Below are 226 nucleotides of genomic sequence, written 5' to 3'. Positions count from 1 at the left end.
GGGCAGCACTTCCTCATCAGCATCGAGCCCGTCAGCCAGCAACGCGAACGACAGGTCGCCGCTGCCGCCCGCGAGATGATGCACTTCAAGACGTTCGATCTGCTCGCGCAACTCGGCCTCGCTGGTCAGGAGCGTCGGCACGGCGACCAGCGTGCGCAGCGATGACGGCACGCCCGCCGTCAGTTCGAGCCCGGGTAACGTGACTGCGCCGAAACCCCATGTCACC

1 protein-coding gene is annotated in these 226 nt (G+C 66.8%); it reads right to left on the bottom strand.

The window, feature by feature from the left end:
• On the bottom strand, nucleotides 1-226 hold a 226-nt coding region (locus ACYPXD_RS05805), incomplete at both ends, for a hypothetical protein (RefSeq protein ID WP_459708486.1).

The sequence above is a fragment of the Paraburkholderia sp. 2C genome, assembly GCF_054589215.1.
Note: the sequence above shows the minus strand (reverse complement) of the source record. Positions and strands in the feature narration are given on the sequence as shown.